Raw genomic sequence first — 20,007 nt, 5'->3', positions numbered from 1 at the left:
GCGTTGTTGCGCCTCGTCCTACTTCCCTTGTCCCCGCTCTTTCGAAACCCCGTCCACCGCTTGTCGAACCGCGGTCGCCCGAAAAGAAAAAACGGTGGTGCCAAGGGAGGAGAGGCACCACCGTTTCCAGTTCACGGCGTCCAGGGAGGAGGAGAGGACACCGATCTCGAATGGGCCGAAGCCCGAAACTTGTGACGGTGGCACCAGGGAGGAGGAGAGGTGCCACCGTCGGGATCACGACATCCAGGGAGGAGGAGAGGATGCCGAGCTCGTGTGGGCCGGAGCCCGAAACCTTGTGACGGTGGCACCAGGGAGGAGGAGAGGTGCCACCGTCAGGATCACGGCATCCAGGGAGGAGGAGAGGATGCCGATCTCGTGTGGGCCGAAGCCCGAATTCTGCGACGGTGACACCCAGGGAGGAGGAGGGGTGCCACCGTCAAGTCCGGAACGTCCAGGGAGGAGGAGAGGACGCCCGAGCCGGTGTGGTGAGGGGCCCGTTGGGGCGCTTGCTCACCGAATGTCGATCAGCTTTCGTAAGCTGCCTGATACGCAACGCGCTTGATCTCGGAATGGTTCAATCCCAGATCGCACAACTCGCGGTGCGACAGCGCGCTGAGTTCGCGCAGGGTGTCGCGGTAGATCTTGCGGCGTGCCGCTTTGGCGCGGTAATCGGCGATCAGGGTGTTGACCCGATCCATGATGCCGTTGCCGACTGCGCCGAGTGTGTTTGTTTCGTAAGCCATCTGTCTGCTCTGTTCGAATTTGCGTGTTTCCGTTCGCTTGAGACAAAAATAGGCGAATGCTGCGCCTGCACAATCCGGATTTGCTACAATGCTGCTATGCAGCAATTGCATAGGGTAGATGGTTCAAATTTGTGCATTTTGCGCTAACAGGGCTATTTTCAGCGCAGCCGCCGGATCCGCCTCCCGGGCGGGGCCACCAAGGTTACAGAATTACGAGAGGTTTGGAATGTCCGTAACATCAGAACAGGTTCGCGCAGCACTCTCCCGCGTGGCGATTCCGGATGGCAAGGACCTGATATCGGCCGATCTCGTGCGCGCGATCCGGATCGACGGCTCCACGGTCCGGTTCGTCATCGAAGCCCCGTCGCCCGAAATCGCGCGTCTGATGGAGCCTGTGCGCAAGGCGGCCGAAGCCGTTGTGGCCGAATTGCCGGGAGTTGCGCAGGTGTCCGTCGCGCTGACGGCGCATGGTCCGGCCGCCGCACCACCCAAGGGGCTGAAGATCGGCGGGCACATGAAACCGCAGGCCGGATCGCTCAAACCCGCGGGTGTGGGGCGCATTCTGGCGATCGGGTCCGGCAAGGGTGGGGTGGGCAAGTCCACTGTGTCCTCGAACCTCGCCGTGGCGCTGGCGCGGGCAGGACGCCGCGTCGGTTTGCTCGACGCCGATATCTATGGCCCAAGCCAGCCTCGCATGATGGGCGTGTCAGAAAAGCCGCACAGCCCGGATGGTCAGACAATCGTTCCGCTCAAGGCGCATGGTGTGACGGTCATGTCCATCGGTCTGATGCTGCCCGAGGACAAGGCCGTGGTCTGGCGCGGGCCGATGCTCATGGGCGCGCTGCAACAGATGCTGAGTCAGGTCGCCTGGGGGGATCTGGATGTGCTGATCGTCGATCTGCCGCCGGGGACGGGCGATGTGGCGATGACGCTCTGCCAGAAGGCGCAGGTGTCCGGGGCTATCGTGGTGTCCACGCCGCAGGACGTGGCGCTGCTGGACGCGCGCAAGGCCTTGGACATGTTCGAGACTTTGAAGACACCGGTGCTTGGGCTGATCGAGAACATGGCCGTGTTCACCTGCCCCCATTGCGGCGGGCAGAGCCATATCTTCGGATCGGGCGGCACCGTGGCCGAGGCGTCTTCCCGTGGTGTGCCGTTGCTGGCGCAACTGCCGCTGGATCTGGACACGCGTCTGGCGGGTGATGGCGGGGTGCCGGTGGCGGCGGGGGATGGGCCGATGGCCGAAGCCTATGCCAGACTTGCCGAGGGTCTGATCAAGGGCGGTATGGCCTGAGGCGGGCGGGCGATGCGTCGACGCATCGCAACGCTCCGTCGACGGAGCGTCACCGCGCCACGGTCAGACGTTGGCTGAAGCGGTAGCTGGACTGTGTCAGCCCTTCGGGCGCGCGGGGAAACCGCGCGCGCTTGACCGCGGCAAGGGCGGCCTGATCCAGACGGCTGTTGCCCGATGAGGCCGCCAGCGCAACGCCGGCCACCCGTCCCGATGGCGCGATCGAGATCACAAGCGTCACGGATCCGGCCACCCCGCGCGGTGGCCTGTGCGCGCGGCGCAGCGCCGATGAGATCTGTGCGCCCCATTGCTGTTCCAGACGCGCAAGCTGAGCCTTTGACGGACCAGTGGCAGCGGGAGCCGCGCGTGGAGCAGCCGGGGCCGTGCTGGGTGCTGCGCCGCCGCCTTTGGCTGTCTGGGCCGGGCGCGAGACCGTGTCCGGTGTCCGGGCGGGCTGCGCTGCAACGCGCTTCGGCCGGGGTGCGGGACGCAGCGAGGTCGTCGGTGCCGTGCGGCTTTCGGCCGGCGTCGTGTCCAGGCGTGGTGCGCTTTGGGCGTCGTCCGTTGGTGCTGCCAACTGTGGCAGGGCGCGCTTGGGCGCAGCATGTGCACGCGGCACTTCCGGCAGATCGGTGTTGCGCATCTCCGGCACGGGCAGATCATCCGGGGCGGGTGCGGCCAAGGGGACGGGCGGCGCAGGCAGCCGTGTGTCGGCCTCAGGCCGGTCAGGTGCGGCGCTTGGCGCGGCCAGAGCCATCTGCGGCGGGCGCAGCTCAGATCGCGCGTCGGCGCTGGGACGCTCCGGTTCCGATCCAATCGTGGGCGGGGCCAGGTCCGGGGCGGCGCTGACCTCGGGTGGGCGCTCCCAGTCTTGGACCATCGCGGCAAGGGTCGGACTCGCGGCCTGCAGCGTGACATCCGCCGTGCCCCCTTCGCCACCGCTGCTGCCGCCACCCGGCATGGGCGCAATCGCCAGCGTGGCCGCATGGAGGGCACCCGAAAGAGCAATGAACCCGACGATCTCGAAGACCCGCATCACCCGCCCTCCGTCACGATATCGACGCGTGTGGCCCCAAGAGCCGTCAACCGCCCCAGCACCTGCGCAAGCGTTGCAGCAGAAAGCGTCGCGTCGGCGTTCAGCCGGAGGGGTCCTGAGTCGGACGCCTGCACCGCTTCGGCCAAGGCAGCGTCGCCTCGGGCGGTCTCGAATGCGATCTCGCCATCAGCACTGATATAGAGCGCGCGCTGGCCGGTGTCGTCCTCGCCACTGGCATTCGGAAGAGTGACATCGAACGGCGCAGGCGGGGTGATCTGCGCGGTCATCAGGAAGAAAATCAGCAGCAGGAACACCACGTTGATCATCGGGACCACCGGTTCCCGCGAAGAGCGCCGGGATACCGGCGCGATGCGCGTCCGGCGTCTCATTCCAGCACCACAAGGTTGGTCCAGCCCGCCGCGCGAAGGGTGCCCATCACGTCCAGCAAATGCTGGACCGAGGCCCCGTCGCGGGCGCGCAGAAGGATGATGTCGGTCTCGGTGCCCATGAGCGGGGTCAGGCTGGCAACCGGATCGGCGGTGTCGATGCCGTTCACACGCAGCGCGCCCGGCAGGACGGTGATCAGGCGCGGCGGGCCCTCATAAGGTTGCGCGGAACCGCCTGACAGAGTGACCGGGATCGCGTCGGTGACGCCAAAGCGCGCGGCGAGCATGAAGAACACCAGCAGCAGGAATACGACGTCGATCATCGGGGTGAGCCCGATACGGCGGCGGCGTGTCTGATGCGCGAGGTTCAGCATGTCAGCCCTGTTTGCCTTTGGTCAGGATGCGGGTGGCGAGGTCGTCGAAATCATGGGCGAGGCGATCATTGATGCTGTCGAACCAGCTCAGCGCCATCGACGCGGGGATCGCGACAGCCATACCGGCAGCGGTGGTCAGAAGCGCCTCCCAGATGCCGCCTGCAAGGGCCGAGGGATCGGCGCGGGCGCCGCTGTCCTGCAGGGCCTGAAAGGCCTCGATCATGCCAAGGACGGTGCCGAGCAGGCCCACAAGGGGCGCGATGGTGGCAATCAGGTCGAGCGCGCGCAACCCGCTGCCCGCGTCCATCAGCGCGCCACGGGCGATGCGGGTGGTCTCTTCGCGGGCGTCCTCGGGGGGGAGGGTCTGGCTGGCCTGCATCGCCGCTTTCACGACACGGGCACGCAGGCCGGTGCGAGTGTGCAAACTGGCAAGGGCGTTGTCATATTGGCCAATCTGCCACTGGCCCACGGCCGCCTCGGTCGCACCCTTCCGCCATGCGCCCATCAGCGACAGACGCCAGAGTTTCCATAGGATCAGACCGAGGGTGACTACGCTCAGCCCCGCGATCACCCAAAGCGCCGGGCCGCCGATGTTCAGGAAGTCGGTGATCTGGGTCAGCATGCGGGCACGTCCTTAGGGCAGAGGGCGGCGATCAGGGCGTCAAGCCCGTCGCTCAGCGCGGCTGGTCCGGGTTGCAGGATCAGCGGCGATTTGATTTCGATGATGCGGTTCTGCGCGACAGCCGGGATCATATCCCAGCCGGGACGCGCGGCGATCTTTTCCGGTCTCACCTTCTTGCCACACCATGAGGCGACAATGATGTCGGGCGCGGCGGTGATCACGTCCTGAGGCGTCACAATGCGGTTCTTTGCCGACTGTTCGTGGCGCAGATGGGCAAAACAATCGGTGCCACCCGCGATGTCGATCAGGTCGGAGACCCAGCCGATGCCGGTGATCATCGGATCGTCCCATTCCTCGAAATAGACGCGGGGGCGATGTGTCGGGGCCTTGGCGCGCAGGGTGGCGACGCGGGCCTCGTAGCTTTGGGCCAGTGCCTCGGCTTTGGCGGTGCAATCTGTGAGGCGACCCAGCGTGCGGATCATGCGCAGGATGCCCGCCACGTCGCGCTGGTTGAAGGCCATAACCTCGACGCCCGCGCGGATCATGTCGGCGGCGATGTCGGCCTGCAGGTCGGAAAAGGTGAGGACGAGATCGGGACGCAACTCGAGGATCTTGGGAATGTCGGCAGAGGTGAACGCGCCGACGCGGGGCTTTTCCTGTCGCACACGTTTGGGGCGCAGGGCATAGCCGGTGACGCCGACGATGCGGTCCTCCTGACCCAGCAGGTAGAGCGTTTCGACCGTTTCCTCGGTCAGGCAGACGATGCGGGTGGGGGCTGTCACAGCGTCACCCCGTGGGGTTGGACCAGCGGGCCATGCGCGGTCGGGATGATCTCGGCGCGCAGGTGAAACACCTCTTCGAGGCGCTGGGCGGTGAGGATGTCCTCTGGTGGGCCATCGGCGACGATCCGACCTGCACTCATCATGACAAGACGGGTGCAGTAGCGGGCGGCGAGCGAAAGGTCATGCAAGGATGTGAGCACGGCCCGGCCTTCCTGGGCGAGGGACTCGAACACCTGCAGCGTTGCGATCTGTGCGGCGGGGTCAAGCCCGGCGATGGGTTCGTCGGCCAGCAGCAGCGGTGTGTCCTGTGCCAGTGTTCGGGCGATCAAGACGCGCGCTTGTTCGCCGCCGGACAGCGCTGTGGCGAGCCGGTCGCGGTACCCCGCGAGACCCATGCGGGTCAGCGCGGCATCAACGGCGCTCTGATCGGCTGGCGTCAGGCGTGCGCCACGGGCGAGGTAGGGCAGACGGCCAAGGGCCACGACGCGTTCGACGGTCATGGGCCAGGCGATTTCGCGCTTCTGCGGCAGCCACGCGGCCTGCGCGGCCCGCTGTCTCGGGGCCATGGCGGCAAGCGAGCTGTGCCCCTCGTGCGGCAGGAGGCCAAGCACACCCCGCAGCAGAGAGGTCTTGCCGGCCCCGTTGGGACCGATCAATCCGACGCATTCGCCTGCGGAGATTGTGAAGGAGGCGTGGTCGACCACAGGGCATTCCCCGCGTTTCACCGTCAGGTTCTGTACGGTCAGGAGGGTCATGCGACTTCCCTCCGGGTCTTGTAGATCAGGTGCAGAAACAGCGGTGCGCCGATCAGGGCCATGACGACTCCCAGCTTCAGATCCCTGTCAGGCAGGATCAGGCGGGTTGCAAGGTCTGCCGCCATCACCATGGCGGCGCCGCCAAGGGCGGAGGCCCAGAGCAGGGTGGAGGGGCGTCCCTGCGCAAAGCGGCGCAGGATGTGCGGCACGACAAGACCGACAAAGCCGACCGCACCTGCGACGGCCGTCGCGGCCCCAACGGCGGCGGCTGTTCCTACGAGGAGTTGAAGCCGGAGCCGCGTGATCGAAATGCCAAGCGCTTCTGCGGCGTCCTCCCCCAGAGTCAGCGCATCAAGTCCGCGCCCCAGGCCTGCAAGGATCAGCCATCCGAGCGCCATGATCGGCAGGGCGAGCCAGACATGATCCATCGCGCGGTTGGCGACCGACCCCATCATCCAGAACATGATCTCGGACGCGGCATAGGGGTTGGGTGACAGGTTCAGCGCCAGCGAGGTGAGCGCTGCGGCAAAGGCCGAAACCGCGATGCCCGCGAGGATCAGGGTGAGCGACGACCCGCGTGGACCGGCGAGCAGCAGGATCAGACCCACGCCCAAGGCGGCTGCGACGAGAGCGGTGATCGGCAAGGCCAGCATGAAGGCGGCTGCGAGCCCGGTTTGCAGTGCGACCACGGCTCCGAGCGCGGCCGAGCCCGACACCCCGATCAGGCCCGGTTCGGCCAGCGGATTGCGCAGGAAGCCTTGCATGGCGGCACCCGCCAAACCCAGCGATAGACCGATCATCGCCGCCAGCAGCGTGCGCGGAAGGCGGATCTCCTGCATCACGGTGACAAAGAGCGGGTTGCCCTGTCCGAAGAGGGCCGCCAGTCCTTCGGGGATCGGGATCGCCGCATAGCCGACGAAGAGCGATGCCAGGAACATCACACCCGTCAGACCCATCAGCGCACCAAAGAGCTTCATCGCTCTGTCTCCCGCGCATCGAACATATCAAGCCTTCGGGACGCGCCCAAAGACGGTGACTGTCACCACACCGGAGGTCCGTCACATCCCGCGCGCCCCGCGCGGGTGTAGGGTGATCCGTCGCGGCAGGTCTCCTGACTTGCGGGTCGTTGCGTGTGTCGGGCCTTCCCGGTTTCCCAGTGGCATGTGCCGAACACGCTCGCCGCTTACAGTTGCGGGGGCAGTCGTGGGTTTTCACCACGTTCCCTTTTCACCGGGGGTTGCCCGGACCGTGACGCATCGGGCGTACAACCCGCCCGGTCACATTGCAAGCGTCGCGGATCTGCGGGCGCGCATGGGATTGCGTGGGACGGGTCATGGGAATTGATGGGACAGGTTCGGGAATTGGCGCGGTCAGCTCCGAATCCGGCAAGTGATTCGTCGGGAATCCGGCCGAATTTCGGTTAATTTGCAGCTGATGAGATGTGCCCAATCTGGATGTTCTTGGTTTGTTTGTTTCACCCACGGGAAATTATGGGCAATCATGTTGCGCTAGAGTTTGATCTATATCTTGTGGGTTTTGAAATTGGCTCCGCCAAGTTTTGCGAATTTTTGGCTGATTTGACACCAGATGTGCCTCTTGGGGTGGGGTGGGAACAGGATGTGGTGTCGAATTCCCATAAAAAACTGTTGCGACCCATGCTTTCCCATGGCATCCCTAATGCACGAGATGAGAGCAGGAACAGCAAACGAGGCGCACAGACCTCGACGCGGTATCCAAACAATAAAAAAAGCAGGTTTCATACAGGCACCCGCTTTCATCGAACACAGAGATCCGGCGCGCGGGCGAGCAGACATCCCCCCAGGTGGCGCGCGCAGTCGGACTTCCCGGAAACGGGACACGGACGGCGGGTTGATCAGTGGCAGCAGATCAACCCGCCGTTTCCGTATCCGGGCCCAGGCAACGAGAGGACCAGTGAGGCAGTGAGCCGTAAGCTGAGGTTCAGAGGTGAAAGTCATCACAAGGTTGATGGCAAGGGCAGGGTGTCGATCCCGGCCTCGTTTCGCCGTGTTCTCGAAGCTGGCGATCCGAACTTCACCGAAGGTCTGAACCCCGAGCTGGTCATCGTCTATGGCGATTCCCGCCGCAAATACCTTGAATGCTACACCGTCCAGGCCATCGAGGAAGTGGACGAGAAGATCGAGGCGCTCCCGCGTGGGTCGGTCGAGCGCAAGATGCTGCAGCGTCTGTTCAACACGCAATCACATGCCACAAGCGTCGATGAAACGGGTCGCCTGGTCCTTCCGGCCAAGCTGCGCGACAAGATCGGCCTGACCTCCGAGGCGCTCTTTACCGGTGCGGGCGACACCTTCCAGATCTGGGAGCCGTCGACCTATGAAAGCGAAGAGCTTGCCGCGACGGAGGAGTGGCTTGGCGAGTTGCCCGACGATGTCGATCCGCTCATCTTCCTGGATCAGCAACCGGGGGGCTGATCGGACATGTCTGCTGCCGCTGCCACACCTTCGACTGATCCTCACATTCCCGTCCTGCTTGCTCCGCTCCTGCGGGCGGTGGCGCCGGTGGCGGGGGTTTGGGTTGATGGCACCTTTGGGGCCGGGGGCTATGCGCGCGGACTGATTGCTGCCGGGGCGGACAAGGTCATCGGCATCGACCGTGACCCTCTGGCGCACGAGATGGCATCGGCCTGGATTGGCGATTTCGAGGGGCGCATCGAACTGCACCGCGCCAATTACGCCGAGATGGACCAGATTGCCTCGGATGTGGATGGCGTGGTGCTTGACCTTGGTGTGTCGTCGATGCAGCTCGACCTTGCGGAGCGGGGCTTTTCCTTCATGAAGGATGGGCCGCTCGACATGCGGATGGGCCAAGAGGGTCCGTCTGCGGCGGATATCGTCAATACGGCGGACGAGTTCGATATTGCCGACATTCTTTACACATACGGGGAAGAGCGCGCCTCGCGCCGGATTGCCAAGGCGATCGTCGGCGCGCGGCGGATCAACCCGATCACCCGCACGCTCGAACTGGCGGGGATCATCGAAACCTGCCTGCCGCGTCCGAAGCCGGGGCAATCGCATCCGGCCACGCGCAGTTTTCAGGCGCTGCGCATCGCGGTGAACGACGAATACGGTGCGTTGATGCGGGGATTGATGGCGGCGGAGCGGGTGCTCAAACCCGGTGGGCTGCTGGCTGTGGTGAGCTTTCATTCGGTTGAAGACCGGATGGTCAAGCGGTTCCTGCAGGCGCGGGGCGGACAGGCCGGGCGGGCCAACCGCTATGCGCCCGAGATCGAAGCCGAAACCCCCGCATTCGAGATCGTGACCCGCAAGGCGGTGGGTCCGGATGATGACGAACTGGCGGTCAACCCGCGCGCGCGTTCGGCCAAGCTGCGGGTCGCGCGGCGCACGGATGCGCCAGCGGGCGAGATCGACGCCGGGCAGATCGCCCTGCCAATGTTGAAGGAGGATCGGTGATGCGGTCTCTGCTTTATGTGCTGACCTTTCTGACCGTGATCGGGGCCGCGTTCTGGGCCTATCACGAGAATTACAAGACGCAGGCGGCGCTGGGCGAGGCGCAGACGGTGCGGTCGGAGATTGCCGACGCCCGCGCGCGTCTGGCGGTGCTGCGGGCGGAATGGGCCTACCTCAACCGGCCCGACCGTCTGCGCGATCTGGCCGAGGTGAATTTTGAACGTCTGGGTCTGATGCCCTTCGAGCCGGACCAGTTCGGCCGGGTGGATCAGATCGCCTACCCGCAACCACCGGAATTGCCGATCACCGATCCGGTCGAGATTTCAAGTGCAGGCGCACAGGAGCAAGAACCATGATCCGCACGCCGCTTCGGCCTTTGGCGCGCATCCTCGACGCCCGCCGCAAGGACGAAAACCCCGATGCCATCGAGCGCGAAAATCTGCGCATCCGGCACGAGCAGATGCGCGACAAGGCGCGGTCGCGTGCCGAGGGTCGGCTTCTGGTGATGGCGGTGATGTTCTTCTGTGCCTTCGGCGTGATCGGAGCGCGCATGGGGACGCTCGCGGCGTCCGAGCCGGAGGAGCCGCGTGCGCAGGCGACCGGCGCGTCGATCATTGCCAGCCGGGCCGATATCGTCGACAGGCACGGGCGCATTCTGGCGACCAACATGGAGACATTCTCACTCTATGCGCATCCGCAGCAGATGGTCGATCCGCTGCGGACTGCAGCGGAATTGGTCAAGATATTTCCGGAGCTTGACGAAGAACGTTTGCGTAAAGATTTCACCGGGTCCCGCAAGTTCATGTGGGTGCGCAGAAAATTGAGCCCCGAGCAAAAGCAGCAGGTGCACGACATCGGTGAGCCGGGACTGCTTTTCGGGCCGCGCGAGATGCGCCTTTATCCCAACGGTGCACTGGCGTCGCACATTCTTGGTGGGGCGAGCTTTGGCCGCGAAGGTGTTCATTCTGCTGAAGTTATCGGAACGGCGGGCATCGAGAAATTCTTCGACGACGAGCTGCGTGATCCCGCACGCGAGGGCGCGCCGCTCGAGCTTTCCCTGGACCTGACGATTCAGGCGGCTACGGAACGTGTGCTTCAGGGGGGCATGAACCTCATGAACGCCAAGGGTGCGGCCAGCATCCTGATGGACATCTACACGGGCGAAGTGATCGCGATTGCCTCCTTGCCGGATTTCGACCCCAATGATCGCCCGCGTCCTCTTACCCAGGGCGAGGCGGCGGACAGCCCGCTGTTCAACCGCGCGGTGCAGGGGGTCTACGAGCTGGGATCGACCTTCAAGATCTTCGCCTCGGCACAGGCATTGGAACTGGGGCTGGTCAGCCCCGAGACCGTGATCGACACATCCGGCCCGATGAAGGTGGGCGGGTTCAAGATCGGGGAGTTCAACAACAAGAACTACGGGCCTTTGTCGGTCTCGGACATCATCGTGAAAAGCTCGAACCGGGGGACGGGACGGCTTGCGCTGGCCATCGGGTCGCAGCGGCAGCAGGAGTTCCTGAAGTCGCTCGGCTTTTTCGAGCCGACATCGCTCGAAATCGTGGAGGCCGCCGGCGGCAAGCCGCTGGTGCCGCAGCGCTGGACCGACCTGTCGAGCGTGACGATCTCCTATGGTCACGGTCTGTCTTCGAGCCCGTTGCATCTGGCGGCAGGCTATGCGGCGATTGCCAATGGAGGGTACAAGGTCGAGCCGACGCTGCTCCGGCAGGACGGGCCCAAGCTCGGGCCGCGCCTGATGTCCGAGCGGACCGCGCGGCAGTCGCTGGATATGCTTCGGAAAGTCGTGACCGAGGGCACCGCCAGTTTTGGCGAGGTGCCGGGTTATTCGGTGGGCGGCAAGACCGGAACGGCGGACAAACCCAAGGCGCGGGGCGGCGGGTATTACGACGACAAGGTGATCAACGCCTTCGCGTCGGTGTTTCCGACCAATGATCCGAAATACGTGCTGATCGTGACTCTGGACGAGCCGGTGGAAACCAGCGGGACGAAACCGCGCCGCACCGCAGGCTGGACGGCCGTGCCCGTGGCCGCCGAAATGATCCGCCGCGTCGCACCTCTTCTGGGCTTGCGTCCGGAGGTCGAAACACGGCATTTGACGGGCATCATCAACACCTCGAACTGAGGGCGTCCGCCCCGGTCTGGGGCACAGAATACGAGGGGGTCGTCATGGCAGCAGAGGGCAAGAGCCTGAGCGCGCTGGGTCTGACGGCGCGCGGCGGCGCGGATGCCATTGTCACCGGGCTTGCCGTGGACAGCCGGGATGTCAAAGAGGGCTACCTGTTCGCGGCGCTGCCCGGCACCAAGATGCACGGGGCGGAGTTTATCCAATACGCGCTGCGCATGGGGGCGGCGGCCATCCTGACGGATTTGGAAGGCGCCGAGATCGCCAAAGACGAGCTTGCGGGACCGACGGCGGCGGTGGTGATCGCGGCTGATCCGCGTCAGACCTTGGCCTTCTGCGCGGCGCTCTGGTTTGAAAAGCAACCCGATACGATGGTGGCCGTGACCGGCACCAACGGCAAGACCAGCGTCGCCAGCTTTGTGCGGCGGATCTGGCAGTTGCTGGGCATACCTGCGGTCAACCTTGGGACAACCGGGGTCGAAGGCGACTGGCAGGCCCCTCTGATGCACACCACGCCCGAGCCAATCACGTTGCACCGCGCTCTTGCCGGTGCGGCGGATGCCGGGATCGACCATGCGGCGATGGAGGCGTCCTCGCACGGGTTGGCGCAGCGGCGGCTCGATGGCGTGAACCTGCGTGCAGCGGGGTTCACCAACTTCACGCAGGATCATCTCGATTATCACGAAAGCTTCGAGGCGTATTTTGACGCCAAGGCCGGGCTATTTGCCCGCGTACTGCCCGAGGACGGGATCGCTGTCATCAACATCGACGATGCGCGCGGTGTGGATATGCTGGCGATTGCACGTGCCCGTGGGCAGGAAACCATGACCGTAGGGCGCGACACGGGTGCCGACATGGTGCTGCTGGGTCAGCGCTTTGATGCCACCGGGCAGGATGTGCGGATCAAGTTTGGTGGCGAGACCTTTCAGACCCGGCTGAACCTTGTCGGTGGATTTCAGGCAGAAAACGTGATGGTTGCCGCCGGTCTGGTCATTGCCAGCGGTGTGACGCCGGATCGGGTGTTCTCGGTCCTGCCCGAACTGGAAACGGTGCGGGGGCGGATGCAGCTTGCCGCGACGCGCAGCAATGGTGCGGCGGTGTACGTGGATTACGCGCACACGCCCGATGCGGTGGCGACCGCCTGTCAGGCGATCCGTCCGCATGTGATGGGGCGTCTGGTGGCGATCATCGGTGCAGGCGGCGACCGCGACCCCGGCAAGCGGCCTTTGATGGGGGCGGCGGCGGCGGAGTTCGCGGATCAGGTGATCGTGACGGATGACAACCCGCGCAGCGAAGACCCGGCCTCGATCCGCGCGGCGGTGCTGGAGGGCGCGCCCGAGGCGACCGAAGTGGGCGACCGGGCCGAGGCGATCCTGCGCGGTGTCGATGCTGTGGGGCCGGGCGATGCGCTGCTCATTTGTGGCAAGGGGCACGAGACCGGGCAGATCGTGGGTGACACGGTCTATCCGTTTGACGATGTGGAACAGGCAAGCGTCGCTGTGGCGGCTTTGGACGGGAAACTGGCATGACCCTTTGGACAAGCGCAGAGGCGGCAGAGGCGACAGGCGGTCGCGTGACCGGAGAGTGGGCGGCGACGGGCGTGTCCATCGACACCCGCACGATCCAGCCGGGAGATCTGTTTGTCGCGTTGACGGCGGCGCGGGACGGGCACGACTTTGTCGCGCAGGCGCTGGAAAAGGGCGCTGCGGCGGCTTTGGTGTCCCGCGTGCCCGAGGGTGTGGCCGAAGATGCGCCGCTTCTGATCGTGGACGATGTACAGACCGGACTTGAGGCTTTGGGCCGGGCGTCGCGGGCGCGGACAAAGGCCAAGGTGGTGGGCGTGACCGGGTCTGTCGGCAAGACCTCGACCAAGGAGATGTTGCGCACGGTTCTGGGCGCGCATGGCCGGGTGCATGCGGCCGAGGCGAGTTACAACAACCATTGGGGTGTGCCTCTGACGCTGGCGCGGATGCCGCGCGATGCGGAGTTCGCGGTGATCGAGATCGGCATGAACCATCCGGGCGAGATCGCGCCCCTGAGCCGGATGGCGCGGCCGCATGTGGCCATCGTCACAATCGTGGCCCCGGCCCATCTGGAGGCGTTCGAGAGCATCGAAGGCATCGCGCATGAGAAAGCGTCGATCTTCGACGGGTTGGAGCCGGGTGGCGTGGCGATCTGGAACGGTGATCTGCCGACCAGCGGTATTCTGCAAGCCCGGGCCGAAGAGATGGGCGACCTCAGCGTGTCTTTCGGGGAAACCGACGGCTGCGACATGCGTGTGACCTCGGTCCGGGCGCAGGATGCCTGCAGCGTGGCGCAGGCAGCATTTTCCGGCGGTGAGATGCTCTACAAGATCGACGCGCCGGGGCGGCATTTCGCCATCAACGGCGCTGCGGTTCTCGCGGTGGCCGAGGTGCTGGGGCTGGACCGGGCGCTGTCGCTGGCGGCGATGGGGCGGTGGCATCCCGGCGCGGGGCGCGGGGCGCATGTGACGATCCATCTGGATTCCACCGACCCGAAGGCGACGCTGGCGCTGTTCGATGATGCCTATAACGCCAACCCGGCCTCGGTGGCGGCGGCTTTGGCAGTGCTGGCTGCAGCGCCAGTGCAGCATGATGTGGGGCGGGTCAGCAAGGGACGCCGGATCGCCGTGCTGGGTGACATGAAAGAGCTGGGGCCGACCGGGCCGGACCTGCACGCGGCGCTGGCGGATCTGCCGGCGACCAGGGCGCTGGACAAGGTGCATTGCGTCGGACCATTGATGCGGCACCTGCACGAGGCGCTGCCCGACACGCAGAGGGGCTTGTGGTTCGAAGCCTCCGACGACATGGCGGCGCGGCTTCCCCGCCAGCTTGACGCCGGGGATGTTGTGATGGTGAAGGGATCGCTGTCGATGCGGCTGGCGCGCGTGGTTGACGCGATACGGAATATGGGCCAAGGCAACGCCCGCGACGAGGCGGAAGGATAATGATCTCATGTTGTATTGGTTGACCGCACTGTCGGACGGGGGGGATTTTTTCAACCTCTTTCGCTACATCACGTTCCGCGCGGGCGGCGCGTTTCTGACCGCTCTGATCTTCGGGTTCCTGTTCGGAAGACCGCTTATCAACGTGCTGCGCAAGCGGCAGGGCAAGGGGCAACCGATCCGCACGGATGGGCCTGAGGGGCACTTCACCAAGGCGGGCACTCCGACGATGGGCGGTTTGCTGATCGTGGGCGCGCTGCTGACCTCGACGCTGCTTTGGGCGCGGCTGGACAACCCGTTTGTCTGGATGGTGCTCTTCGTCACGATGAGTTTCGCGCTGATCGGGTTTGCCGACGACTATGCCAAGGTGAAGAAGCAGAACACCGCAGGTGTGTCCGGTAAGGTGCGGTTGTTGCTGGGTTTTCTCATTGCGGCCATCGCGGGCTACTGGGCGGCGCAATATCACCCCGAGGAACTGACCAACCAGCTGGCCTTCCCGGTGTTCAAGGACACGCTGCTGAACCTCGGCTATCTCTTCGTGCCCTTTGCGGTCATCGTGATCGTGGGTGCGGCTAACGCGGTGAACCTGACGGACGGGCTTGACGGGCTGGCGATCATGCCGGTGATGATCGCGGCGGGCACGCTGGGGGTGATCTCCTATGCGGTGGGTCGGGTCGACTTCACCGATTATCTGGATGTGCATTATGTGCCGGGCACCGGGGAGATCCTGATCTTTACTGCGGGGCTTTTCGGCGGGGGCCTTGGGTTCCTGTGGTACAACGCGCCGCCGGCGGCGGTGTTCATGGGGGATACCGGGTCTTTGGCCTTGGGCGGCGCTTTGGGGGCCATCGCGGTGGCGACAAAGCACGAGATCGTGCTGGCCATCGTGGGTGGCCTCTTCGTGGTCGAGGCGCTGTCGGTGATCATCCAGGTTTTGTACTTCAAGCGGACGGGCAAGCGCGTGTTCCTGATGGCCCCGATCCATCACCATTACGAGAAAAAGGGCTGGGCCGAGCCGCAGATCGTGATCCGGTTCTGGATCATTTCGCTTATTCTCGCGCTGATCGGGCTTGCGACGCTGAAGGTGCGTTAGGGCGCTCGATCCCAAAGGTGGTTTTCGGTTTTGGGTCGCATTGGGCGCACTGGACGTGCGCGCAGGGTTTCTCGTCCTTTCGCCTTCGGCGACGTCCTCGGGCCTGTGTTGGTGTGACGTCCTTTTCGGACGCCGCGCCTGTTGCGGCGCTGCGTTTGCATATTTGGAAAAAGAAGAAGCATGGACTCGCTTTTCGCGTAGGTGTCAACTAAAGTTGACATGTTGCGGTAAGGAGAGTCGGACATGGATGGTGGTCGCATTGGCCTGACGGTGCCTGAGATCGGCGGCGCTCCGCGCGCGGGGCTGTGTACCGATTGTGGCGTGTCGCGCATGGGTGATGGCCGTGGATGCGGCAAGGCCTGCCAGTTCATTCAACCTGATTACGAGACACTTGAACGGTCCGTGCACGGACGTGTGGCCGGGGAGGGCGATGAGGCGTTCTTCGGTGTGGCGCAGGCCATGTACCGGGCGCGGCTGGAGCCTGCCGCCGAGGGGGCGCAATGGACCGGGCTGACCACCGGGCTTGCGGCGGAGTTGTTGCGCGCGGGTGCGGTGGATGCGGTGCTGGCCACCGCGCCTGATCCGCTCGACCGCTGGAAGCCGCTGCCGGTGATCGTGACCGAGGCCGAGCAGATGGCGCAGTGCCGGGGGATGCGGATGGGGTACGGGCCTCTGCTGGCCTTGCTGGAGCCAGCGCGAGAGGCGGGGCATCGGCGGATTGCGGTGGTTGGCGTGCCCTGTCAGGTCTATGCGCTGCGAGCGCTGGAGGCAGAGCTGGGGTTCGACGAGATCACGGTGATCGGCACGCCCTGTTCGGACAACACCACGACCGAGAATTTCCACGCCTTTCTCGCCCGGCTCGACGACAGGCCCGAGACCGTGTCCTATCTGGAGTTCCGCGCGGATTACCGGGTGGAGTTGCGGTTCGATGACGGGCGCAAGCCGCGGTTCGTGCCGTTTCTCAAGCTGCCGCTGTCGGACTTGCCGGCGGATTTCTTTCCGATGACCTGCAAGACCTGCGTCGATTACACCAACCGGCTGGCGGACATCACCGTGGGCTATATGGGCGGTGACGGCGATCAGTGGCTCATCGTGCGCAATGCGCGGGGCGCGGCGGTGCTCGACCGGCTGGGCGACCGTGTGGTGCGGCGCGACCTGACCGACACGGGCAAGCGCGAGGCGGCGGTCAAGGGGTTCATGGTGAACACCGAGCGCGCGGCAGGCGGGCTGCCTCTGCGGCGGATGCCCGACTGGGTGCGGCCCATCGTGGCGTGGCTGCAGCCGCGCACCGGGCCGCGCGGGCTGGAATTCGCGCGTGCGCGGGTCGAAATGAAGGCGATCGAGACCATTCTGCATCTCAGGCGGGCACATCCGGCGCGGATCAAGAACATGGTGCCACGCCATGTCTGGCGCGTCGCGGCCCGCTATGGTCTGATGCCGACACAGGACGAAACGCGCGATTGAGCCAAAGGGCGCAATTGCGCGGCCCCGAAACGCGCGTTAGGGAGGGCGCAGATCAAGGAAGACCGCCCATGACACGCATTGCCCATATCGAACTGGACGACGGCAATCTGCCCCCGCCCACCCCCGAGATCGAACAGGAGCGCCGCGTGGCGATGTTCGACCTGATGGAGCACAACACCTTTCAATTGCCCGACCGCGATGGACGTCCGGTGCCTCCGGGGCCGTACAATGTGGGGCTGTCGATCCGGGACAAGCGACTGGTCTTTGATGTGACCACGGAGAGCCACGAAAAGGCGGCTGAATTTCATCTGTCGCTGACCCCGTTCCGGCAGGTGGTCAAGGACTATTTCCAGATCTGCAAATCCTATTTTGATGCGGTCAAGACCTTGCCGCCCAGCCAGATCGAGACCATCGACATGGCGCGGCGCGGTATTCACAACGAAGGTGCGCGCATCCTGCAGGAACGGCTCGAGGGCAAGGTGACGGTGGATGACGATACCGCGCGGCGCCTGTTCACGCTGGTCTGCGTCCTGCATTTCGGGGGCTGAATTTTGAAAGCTCTGCCGCAGTCGATCCTGTTTTGCTGCGACCACAACGCCGTGCGGTCCCCGATGGCCGAAGGCATCATGAAGAAGATCTACGGTTTCGAGACCTATGTGCAGTCCGTCGGCGTGGTCAACGATCTCGAGATTGATGGCTTTGCAATCTCGGTCTGCCAGGAAATCGGGGTCGAAATGAGCCGCCACCGGTCGCGGTCGTTCGACGAGCTGGAAGAGAATGGTGAGGCGTTGTCGGGGTTCGACCTGATCGTCGCGCTGTCTCCGGCATCGCAGCGACGGGCGCTGGACCTGACGCGCTTCTATCACCTGACGGTGGAATACTGGCCGATCATGGACCCGACCGGTCTGGGCGAGACACGCGAGCAGAAGTTGAATGCCTATCGGCAGACGCGGGACCAATTGGTCGAACAGCTGAAACGAAAATGGGGAGGGGCGCTATGAGCCGTGCCACGATCGAGCGATATTTTGATGCGTTCAACCGCAAGGACATTGCAGGCATGCTGGATTGCCTGACGGACGATGTCGCGCATCACGTCAATGAAGGGAACGTGCGGATCGGGCGCGACGCCTTCGCGGAGTTCTGCCAGCACATGGCGCGCTGCTATGACGAAACGCTGACAGAAATGGTGATCTTCGTGGCCGAGGATGGCGCGCGGGGCGCGGCGGAATTCATGGTGAACGGCACCTATCTGACCACCGATGCCGGGCTGCCCGAAGCCAAGGGACAGGGCTATCGTCTGCCTGCGGGGTCATTCTTTTCGCTGCACGAGGGCAAGATCAGCCGCGTCGTGACCTATTACAACCTGAGTGACTGGATCAAACAGGTCTCGTGATGCGGATCGAGGCACTGACCGGAGAGGCGCTGGACGCGGCTCTGGACGATGTGGCGGGGCTGCGCATCCGGGTGTTCCGGGACTGGCCGTATCTGTATGACGGCGATCTGGACTATGAGCGCGGGTATCTGGAGACTTATCGGTCCTCGGATGCGGCGATCCTTGTGGGCGCGTTTGACGGGACGCGGCTTGTTGGGGCGGCGACCGGCACGCCGATGGCGGATCACGCGGATGATTTTGCGGCGGCGTTTGAAGGAAGCGGGCTTGCGCTGAAGGACATCTTCTACTGTGCCGAGTCGGTTCTCTTGCCGGAGTATCGCGGACGCGGTGTGGGACATCGATTCTTTGATTTGCGCGAGGCGCATGGGCGTGAATTGGGGGCCACGATGTCTGCCTTTTGCGGGGTTGTACGGCCCGCCGACCATCCGTTGCGACCCGAGGGGTATCGGCCTTTAGACAGGTTCTGGCGCAAGCGGGGCTATGCGCCGCTAGAGGGGGCTGTGGCTTGGTTTTCGTGGAAGGACGTGGGCGAGACAGAGGCGACGCGCAAACCGTTGCAGGTCTGGACACGGGCGTTGACGGAGGGTGAGACATGAAAGTTGCGGCGGCAGCCTATCCGATGGATTTCCTCGACTCGTGGCAGGCTTACGAGGAAAAGCTGACGCGATGGGTGAAAGAGGCGGTGGAGGCGGGGGCGGACCTTCTGGTGTTCCCGGAATACGGCGCGATGGAGCTGGCGACGCTTGCCGGGCGCGATCTTGCGCTGGATCTTGAGGCGTCGCTTCGGGCGGTGTCGGACCGGGTGCCGGAGGCGGATGCGTTGCATGCCAAACTTGCTCAGGAGTTCGGGGTGCACATCCTTGCCGCTTCGGCCCCGGTGTTCGATCCCGATCTGGGCGACCGTCCGGTGAACCGCGCGCGATTCTTTGCGCCGAATGGCGACATGGGTCATCAGGACAAACAGATCATGACCCGATTCGAGCGCGAGGAGTGGGGCGTCGTGGCCGGTGGGCCGTTGCAGATGTTCGACACGGGCCTTGGCAGGATCGGTATCCTGATCTGCTATGACAGCGAGTTCCCTCTGCTGGGCCGGGCGATGGCCGAGGCGGATCTGATCCTTGTGCCAAGCTGCACCGAGGCGCTTACGGGCTATTCGCGGGTGCGGATCGGGTCGATGGCGCGGGCGTTGGAAAATCAGTGTGTTACGATCATGTCCTCAACTGTTGGTGCCTGTGACTGGTCAGAAGCGGTGGACATGAACACCGGCATGGGGGGCGTTTTCGGCCCACCTGACACCGGATTTCCGGCCACGGGCGTGATTGCGGAAGGTATGTTGAACCAGCCCGGCTGGACCTATGCCGAGGTCGATCTGGACCGGATTGCGCATGTTCGGGCAGATGGCGTTGTGCTCAACCGAAGGCACTGGACGGACCAGACGGGACGTGACGTGATTGCCGCAGCGCGGAAACTCGGTTGAATAGGCCTTGATAAATTGGCCGTTTAGGCCCATTTAGTAG

At 64.6% G+C, this 20,007-nt stretch carries 22 protein-coding genes and 1 riboswitch; of the genes, 14 read left to right on the top strand and 8 right to left on the bottom strand.

Translation table 11 applies throughout. The features are described 5' to 3' along the window. Positions 1 to 524: 524 nt before the first annotated feature. Positions 525 to 698, bottom strand: a complete 174-nt coding sequence (locus MRY75_RS02100; RefSeq protein ID WP_138488115.1) for a DUF1127 domain-containing protein — start codon at positions 696 to 698, stop codon at positions 525 to 527. 271 nt (positions 699 to 969) lie between these two features. On the opposite strand from MRY75_RS02100, the gene MRY75_RS02095 reads away from it, so the two are divergent. Then, positions 970 to 2,037, top strand: coding sequence for an Mrp/NBP35 family ATP-binding protein (locus MRY75_RS02095; RefSeq protein WP_292305489.1), 1,068 nt, complete (start codon positions 970 to 972; stop codon positions 2,035 to 2,037). Positions 2,038 to 2,086: 49 nt separating this feature from the next. On the opposite strand, the gene MRY75_RS02090 is transcribed toward MRY75_RS02095, so the two are convergent. From MRY75_RS02090 to MRY75_RS02060, 7 genes are read right to left on the bottom strand one after another with little or no spacing between them, the layout of a single operon-like run. Further along, positions 2,087 to 3,070: an energy transducer TonB gene (locus tag MRY75_RS02090; RefSeq protein ID WP_292305488.1), complete on the bottom strand. Its 984-nt coding sequence runs from the start codon at positions 3,068 to 3,070 to the stop codon at positions 2,087 to 2,089. Then, the gene (locus MRY75_RS02085) at positions 3,070 to 3,459 is read right to left on the bottom strand and encodes a biopolymer transporter ExbD (RefSeq protein ID WP_292305487.1); all 390 of its coding nucleotides are present in this window, start codon (positions 3,457 to 3,459) and stop codon (positions 3,070 to 3,072) included. The genes MRY75_RS02090 and MRY75_RS02085 overlap by 1 nt, the downstream gene beginning before the upstream one ends. After that, positions 3,456 to 3,830 (bottom strand): biopolymer transporter ExbD, encoded by a 375-nt coding sequence (locus MRY75_RS02080; protein WP_292305486.1) that lies wholly within the window; start codon positions 3,828 to 3,830, stop codon positions 3,456 to 3,458. Before MRY75_RS02080 ends, MRY75_RS02085 begins: the two co-directional genes overlap by 4 nt. A 1-nt stretch (position 3,831) precedes the next feature. Continuing rightward, entirely contained in the window at positions 3,832 to 4,452 is a 621-nt protein-coding gene (locus MRY75_RS02075) for a MotA/TolQ/ExbB proton channel family protein (protein ID WP_292305485.1), read from the bottom strand. Continuing rightward, a complete protein-coding gene (locus MRY75_RS02070; RefSeq protein WP_292305484.1) occupies positions 4,446 to 5,234 on the bottom strand; it encodes a cobalamin-binding protein in 789 nt (262 codons plus the stop codon). The genes MRY75_RS02075 and MRY75_RS02070 overlap by 7 nt, the downstream gene beginning before the upstream one ends. Continuing rightward, positions 5,231 to 5,989 (bottom strand): ABC transporter ATP-binding protein, encoded by a 759-nt coding sequence (locus MRY75_RS02065; RefSeq protein ID WP_292305483.1) that lies wholly within the window; start codon positions 5,987 to 5,989, stop codon positions 5,231 to 5,233. Before MRY75_RS02065 ends, MRY75_RS02070 begins: the two co-directional genes overlap by 4 nt. Then, on the bottom strand, positions 5,986 to 6,966 hold the full coding sequence (locus tag MRY75_RS02060; protein ID WP_292305482.1) for an iron ABC transporter permease: 981 nt from the start codon (positions 6,964 to 6,966) through the stop codon (positions 5,986 to 5,988). The genes MRY75_RS02065 and MRY75_RS02060 overlap by 4 nt, the downstream gene beginning before the upstream one ends. Positions 6,967 to 7,072: 106 nt before the next feature. Then, positions 7,073 to 7,255: riboswitch (cobalamin riboswitch) on the bottom strand. A gap of 674 nt (positions 7,256 to 7,929) precedes the next feature. Between MRY75_RS02060 and mraZ the strand changes: the two genes are divergently transcribed. From mraZ to MRY75_RS01995, 13 genes are all read left to right on the top strand, one after another. Continuing rightward, positions 7,930 to 8,439, top strand: coding sequence for a division/cell wall cluster transcriptional repressor MraZ (mraZ, locus tag MRY75_RS02055; RefSeq protein WP_292305481.1), 510 nt, complete (start codon positions 7,930 to 7,932; stop codon positions 8,437 to 8,439). A gap of 6 nt (positions 8,440 to 8,445) precedes the next feature. Continuing rightward, positions 8,446 to 9,438 (top strand): 16S rRNA (cytosine(1402)-N(4))-methyltransferase RsmH, encoded by a 993-nt coding sequence (gene rsmH / locus MRY75_RS02050; protein WP_292305480.1) that lies wholly within the window; start codon positions 8,446 to 8,448, stop codon positions 9,436 to 9,438. Further along, positions 9,438 to 9,791, top strand: coding sequence for a cell division protein FtsL (locus MRY75_RS02045; protein WP_292305479.1), 354 nt, complete (start codon positions 9,438 to 9,440; stop codon positions 9,789 to 9,791). The genes rsmH and MRY75_RS02045 overlap by 1 nt, the downstream gene beginning before the upstream one ends. Next, complete coding sequence (locus tag MRY75_RS02040) at positions 9,788 to 11,575, top strand: penicillin-binding protein 2 (RefSeq protein WP_292305478.1); 1,788 nt, start codon at positions 9,788 to 9,790, stop codon at positions 11,573 to 11,575. Before MRY75_RS02045 ends, MRY75_RS02040 begins: the two co-directional genes overlap by 4 nt. Before the next feature lie 44 nt (positions 11,576 to 11,619). Beyond that, positions 11,620 to 13,104 carry a UDP-N-acetylmuramoyl-L-alanyl-D-glutamate--2,6-diaminopimelate ligase gene (locus MRY75_RS02035; RefSeq protein WP_292305477.1) on the top strand — a complete coding sequence of 495 codons (1,485 nt, stop codon included), beginning with the start codon at positions 11,620 to 11,622 and terminating at the stop codon, positions 13,102 to 13,104. Next, positions 13,101 to 14,543 carry a UDP-N-acetylmuramoyl-tripeptide--D-alanyl-D-alanine ligase gene (gene murF / locus MRY75_RS02030; RefSeq protein ID WP_292305476.1) on the top strand — a complete coding sequence of 481 codons (1,443 nt, stop codon included), beginning with the start codon at positions 13,101 to 13,103 and terminating at the stop codon, positions 14,541 to 14,543. Before MRY75_RS02035 ends, murF begins: the two co-directional genes overlap by 4 nt. Positions 14,544 to 14,550: 7 nt before the next feature. Beyond that, positions 14,551 to 15,633 (top strand): phospho-N-acetylmuramoyl-pentapeptide-transferase, encoded by a 1,083-nt coding sequence (mraY, locus tag MRY75_RS02025; RefSeq protein ID WP_292305475.1) that lies wholly within the window; start codon positions 14,551 to 14,553, stop codon positions 15,631 to 15,633. A 243-nt stretch (positions 15,634 to 15,876) separates the two neighbouring features. Next, positions 15,877 to 17,097 carry a Coenzyme F420 hydrogenase/dehydrogenase, beta subunit C-terminal domain gene (locus MRY75_RS02020; RefSeq protein WP_292305474.1) on the top strand — a complete coding sequence of 407 codons (1,221 nt, stop codon included), beginning with the start codon at positions 15,877 to 15,879 and terminating at the stop codon, positions 17,095 to 17,097. A gap of 68 nt (positions 17,098 to 17,165) precedes the next feature. Further along, positions 17,166 to 17,645 carry a UPF0262 family protein gene (locus MRY75_RS02015; RefSeq protein ID WP_292305473.1) on the top strand — a complete coding sequence of 160 codons (480 nt, stop codon included), beginning with the start codon at positions 17,166 to 17,168 and terminating at the stop codon, positions 17,643 to 17,645. Between the two features lie 3 nt (positions 17,646 to 17,648). Further along, the gene (locus MRY75_RS02010) at positions 17,649 to 18,098 is read left to right on the top strand and encodes a low molecular weight phosphatase family protein (RefSeq protein ID WP_292305472.1); all 450 of its coding nucleotides are present in this window, start codon (positions 17,649 to 17,651) and stop codon (positions 18,096 to 18,098) included. Beyond that, positions 18,095 to 18,490, top strand: a complete 396-nt coding sequence (locus MRY75_RS02005) for a ketosteroid isomerase-related protein (protein ID WP_292305471.1) — start codon at positions 18,095 to 18,097, stop codon at positions 18,488 to 18,490. The genes MRY75_RS02010 and MRY75_RS02005 overlap by 4 nt, the downstream gene beginning before the upstream one ends. Further along, on the top strand, positions 18,490 to 19,086 hold the full coding sequence (locus MRY75_RS02000) for a GNAT family N-acetyltransferase (protein WP_292305492.1): 597 nt from the start codon (positions 18,490 to 18,492) through the stop codon (positions 19,084 to 19,086). Before MRY75_RS02005 ends, MRY75_RS02000 begins: the two co-directional genes overlap by 1 nt. Next, positions 19,083 to 19,967 (top strand): carbon-nitrogen hydrolase family protein, encoded by an 885-nt coding sequence (locus MRY75_RS01995; RefSeq protein ID WP_292305470.1) that lies wholly within the window; start codon positions 19,083 to 19,085, stop codon positions 19,965 to 19,967. The genes MRY75_RS02000 and MRY75_RS01995 overlap by 4 nt, the downstream gene beginning before the upstream one ends. Positions 19,968 to 20,007: the final 40 nt, after the last annotated feature.

This window comes from Marivita sp., assembly GCF_022763305.1.
Classification (GTDB): domain Bacteria; phylum Pseudomonadota; class Alphaproteobacteria; order Rhodobacterales; family Rhodobacteraceae; genus Marivita.
Note: the sequence above shows the minus strand (reverse complement) of the source record. Positions and strands in the feature narration are given on the sequence as shown.

Coding starts and splice junctions, on each gene's coding strand:
- MRY75_RS02045 (WP_292305479.1), top strand. CDS start 9,438: ATGCGGTCTCTGCTTTATGTGCTGACCTTTCTGACCGTGATCGGGGCC.
- MRY75_RS02015 (WP_292305473.1), top strand. CDS start 17,166: ATGACACGCATTGCCCATATCGAACTGGACGACGGCAATCTGCCCCCG.
- MRY75_RS02060 (WP_292305482.1), bottom strand. CDS start 6,966: ATGAAGCTCTTTGGTGCGCTGATGGGTCTGACGGGTGTGATGTTCCTG.
- murF (WP_292305476.1), top strand. CDS start 13,101: ATGACCCTTTGGACAAGCGCAGAGGCGGCAGAGGCGACAGGCGGTCGC.
- MRY75_RS02035 (WP_292305477.1), top strand. CDS start 11,620: ATGGCAGCAGAGGGCAAGAGCCTGAGCGCGCTGGGTCTGACGGCGCGC.
- MRY75_RS02075 (WP_292305485.1), bottom strand. CDS start 4,452: ATGCTGACCCAGATCACCGACTTCCTGAACATCGGCGGCCCGGCGCTT.
- MRY75_RS01995 (WP_292305470.1), top strand. CDS start 19,083: ATGAAAGTTGCGGCGGCAGCCTATCCGATGGATTTCCTCGACTCGTGG.
- MRY75_RS02020 (WP_292305474.1), top strand. CDS start 15,877: ATGGATGGTGGTCGCATTGGCCTGACGGTGCCTGAGATCGGCGGCGCT.
- MRY75_RS02005 (WP_292305471.1), top strand. CDS start 18,095: ATGAGCCGTGCCACGATCGAGCGATATTTTGATGCGTTCAACCGCAAG.
- MRY75_RS02095 (WP_292305489.1), top strand. CDS start 970: ATGTCCGTAACATCAGAACAGGTTCGCGCAGCACTCTCCCGCGTGGCG.
- MRY75_RS02000 (WP_292305492.1), top strand. CDS start 18,490: ATGCGGATCGAGGCACTGACCGGAGAGGCGCTGGACGCGGCTCTGGAC.
- MRY75_RS02100 (WP_138488115.1), bottom strand. CDS start 698: ATGGATCGGGTCAACACCCTGATCGCCGATTACCGCGCCAAAGCGGCA.
- MRY75_RS02085 (WP_292305487.1), bottom strand. CDS start 3,459: ATGAGACGCCGGACGCGCATCGCGCCGGTATCCCGGCGCTCTTCGCGG.
- MRY75_RS02040 (WP_292305478.1), top strand. CDS start 9,788: ATGATCCGCACGCCGCTTCGGCCTTTGGCGCGCATCCTCGACGCCCGC.
- MRY75_RS02080 (WP_292305486.1), bottom strand. CDS start 3,830: ATGCTGAACCTCGCGCATCAGACACGCCGCCGCCGTATCGGGCTCACC.
- rsmH (WP_292305480.1), top strand. CDS start 8,446: ATGTCTGCTGCCGCTGCCACACCTTCGACTGATCCTCACATTCCCGTC.
- MRY75_RS02090 (WP_292305488.1), bottom strand. CDS start 3,070: ATGCGGGTCTTCGAGATCGTCGGGTTCATTGCTCTTTCGGGTGCCCTC.
- MRY75_RS02065 (WP_292305483.1), bottom strand. CDS start 5,989: ATGACCCTCCTGACCGTACAGAACCTGACGGTGAAACGCGGGGAATGC.
- mraY (WP_292305475.1), top strand. CDS start 14,551: ATGTTGTATTGGTTGACCGCACTGTCGGACGGGGGGGATTTTTTCAAC.